Genomic DNA, 3,277 nt, shown 5'->3' with positions numbered 1-3,277 from the left:
GTTTTCAATTGAGACTCTAATTTGTTTGCCTCGCTACCTAAGTAGGTTGGCTGTTAGAACTCAATCTGTACGAGTGCCCACACAGATGATTGCTTTATATTGTTAAAGAACGTTTTGAGTCGCTTTACCGCCTCAAGGGATGCGAATAATACACCCTTTATTTTTTGAGTCAACACTTAGTTTTAAACTTTCTTTTTAGATAATTTAAAACCGAAGTCTTATTTAACTCTCTGAGTAGTTCGTGCCTCGCTATGCGTTGTCCGCTGCGCGTCGCCATATCCCGTCTCAGTGGGGTCGCATTATAGGGAGCGGCGGATTTTACGCAAGCGTTATTTGCATAAAATAGTAATTAAAATTAAGCCCCAAGCAAGCACACATGATAAGCACAAGTTACCCACAAAAACCTGTTGATAACTCTTGTTTTTACATAGCTAAACCATTCTATAGCTTTTAATTAAAACCTTAAAAATGCAAAAAGCACCTTATTTAGGTGCTTCTCAAAAGTAATAGTTATTAGAATCTAGGGTCTGTTTATCTTTCAAGGTTAAATTTGCAGCAGCCTGTTTGGTATTCAGGCAAGGCAGAGCCTATGTAGTGTGGTTACTCCCCATAAATAGGCGATAACGTAGCATTAATGCCAAACAGGCGCTGCCCAAAAGGTTTTTCCTAGGGGCTATTTACTCTTTGTTACTCGGTTTTTACTTATTCTTACATGGATGTAAGCCAGTAGGGTAACGCAGGAGCAGTTACCGAGCCCACTAGGTTACAAATCTCGCGCCGCGATTACCCCCCCCCTAGTTTGAACGAATTTTAATCCGCAAAGAGCAACAGACCCTAGTATAAAATACTATATAACTTGCGACGATACTTTGCTGCGAGCGTATCACCATCGGGTAAAGAGGCAATAATGGCTAAAAAGCTTGGTTTCGCTTCATTGAAATTCAGATCTTTTTGCAGCACTGTAAATAGTATATCCAATGCTTCTTCTTTTCTGCCTGCTTCATTGAGTAAAATACTGAGCTCTTCTTTTAATTCTAGGTCATTTGGGTACTTTTCTACTTGTCGTTGCTTTTCTTTAATCTCTGGTGAGTCTTTTGCTTCAAGCGCAGCTTCGCATTTTGCTTTTATATTATTAAAGTAAGCATCTTGCTCTTGTACGTCTATTGTATTTATAAGCGCTTGGGCTTCATCTACCTTGTGAATTTGAATACATATGTCTGCAAGCACTAATTTGATGCGTGCATTACCGCTGTCTATTTCATAAGCTTGCTTTGCATAATTAAATGCAGCATTTAAATCTGACTTTAATAACGCTTGTTTTGCTTGCTCTAACAGTAAGTCTTGTTGCGCAGGTAAATGCTTTGCTAGGGCTTCGCGTATTTGTGCCTCACTTTGAACACCTGCAAGTAAATCTACAGGTGCAGAGTCTTTTAATAATACAAGCGTAGGCAGAGTTTGAAGACCAACTTGTTGCGCAAGTTGAGAAGCGAGTGCTTGCTCTGCATCGCAATCTAGGTTTGCTACTACTATATAGCTTGCATATTCAGCCGCTACTTTATCTAAAATTGCAGCCTGTCCGATGCAGTCAGGACTTTGAGGAGAGAAAAAGTTAAGCAACACCAATTTTTGCTGTGATGTTTCACCGAGTACTTGTTGAAGGTTTTGCGCATTAATACTAACTATGTTGCTCATTGAATTGATTGCCATATTCATCTATTTAGGTTTTTATATGGTGGTGAACATAATAATTACAAGTCATATACCTAAATCATCCGGTATACATATTCAACAATGAGGGAAAACATGAAATTAACTTATCTAAGTGCAATACTTTTATTAGCAAGCCCATTAGTACAAGCAAATGGACTCGATTTGAATTTAAGCAAAACCATGCCAGCTATAGAAAAGTTTTACCTCGATTTACACCAATCGCCAGAGCTTTCTTATCACGAACAAGAAACGGGTAATAAAATAGCGGATAAATTAACTCAGCTGGGTTTTAAAGTAACAAGTAATGTAGGTGGCTTTGGTGTTGTCGGCATTTACAAAAACGGAAACGGTCCAACCGTGATGATCCGTACTGACACCGATGGCTTACCTATTATAGAGCAGACAGGAAAGTCCTATGCCTCAAAAGTTAAAGTAATAGACGAGCATGGTGCTAAAGTAGGTGTAATGCACGGTTGTGGCCACGATATTCACATGAGCTCTTTTATTGGTACTGCTGAGCAATTAATAGTACACAAAGATCAATGGAAAGGCACTTTGATGATGGTTGCACAGCCTGCCGAAGAAGTTGGTGGGGGTGCTAAAGCCATGTTAGGCGAAGGACTATTTAGTAAATATGAAAAACCTGATCATATAATTGCTTTGCATGTAAGTGCTAGCGTCCCCGCTGGTAAGGTATCAATGAAAAATGAATACACTATGGCAAGTGTAGATTCTGTCGATATTACAATTAAAGGTAAAGGTGGTCATGGTGCTTATCCTCATACAACTATTGACCCTGTGGTTATAGCTGCACGCACTGTACTTGCTCTGCAAACAATCACAAGTCGAGAGCTTTCACCACTAGAGCCTTCTGTTATTACAGTTGGATCTATTCATGGTGGCTCAAAACATAATGTGATTTCGGATGAAGTAAACTACAACTCACTCTCAGAAGCTATAACCCAAATGTTAGAAGTGCTCAAATAGCTGCAATAAAACGAATCACGGCAGGTATTGCACAAAGTGCTGGCCTAAATGAATCAAACTACCCTGTAGTATATGTACATGAAGATGAATCTATTCCATCTACTTATAATAACCCTGCACAAACAGACATTGTTAGAAACTCTATTGCCAGCGAAATTGGTGATACTAATGTGCTTGAAACACAAGCTGTAATGGCAGGTGAAGACTTTGGCCTATACGGACGCACCGATGAAAACATCCCTATTACCTTATTTTGGCTAGGTGGCGTAAACCAAGCACAATATGCAGATTCAATAAAAACAGGTGAAGTACTCCCTTCCCTACACTCTAGTAAATTTGCACCAGATTATAAAGTTGCTATCCCTACCGGAATAAAAGCAATGAGTAACGCTGCTGTTGCTTTATTTAATAAGTAACCTGAATTCTGGATAATAAATCTATCTCAAGCAGAGTTCATATATGGTCTCCTCCAGTATTGCAAGGTGTCATTCAACGATAGCAGGGACAGGTTTGCTGTCATATATACGGTCTTTTAGTGAAGATTATTACTTCTGACCTTGATGTAATCCGCGCATATTGT

The 3,277-nt window shown here is 39.2% G+C and carries 1 protein-coding gene and 1 pseudogene; one reads left to right on the top strand and one right to left on the bottom strand.

Annotation, left to right across the window (positions count from 1 at the left end; genetic code table 11):
• Positions 1 to 834 precede the first annotated feature (834 nt).
• Positions 835 to 1,692 (bottom strand): tetratricopeptide repeat protein, encoded by an 858-nt coding sequence (locus tag QL998_RS20405; protein ID WP_290193381.1) that lies wholly within the window; start codon positions 1,690 to 1,692, stop codon positions 835 to 837.
• 111 nt (positions 1,693 to 1,803) lie between these two features.
• Here QL998_RS20405 and QL998_RS20400 point away from each other — a divergent pair.
• A pseudogene (locus QL998_RS20400) lies at positions 1,804 to 3,113 on the top strand (amidohydrolase).
• The last annotated feature ends 164 nt before the right edge of the window (positions 3,114 to 3,277 follow it).

Origin of the sequence: Pseudoalteromonas sp. APC 3691, from assembly GCF_030408135.1 — a bacterium.
Classification (GTDB): Bacteria; Pseudomonadota; Gammaproteobacteria; order Enterobacterales; family Alteromonadaceae; genus Pseudoalteromonas.
The sequence above is the reverse complement of the archived record's forward strand: the minus strand, read 5'-3'. Positions and strand labels throughout refer to the sequence as shown.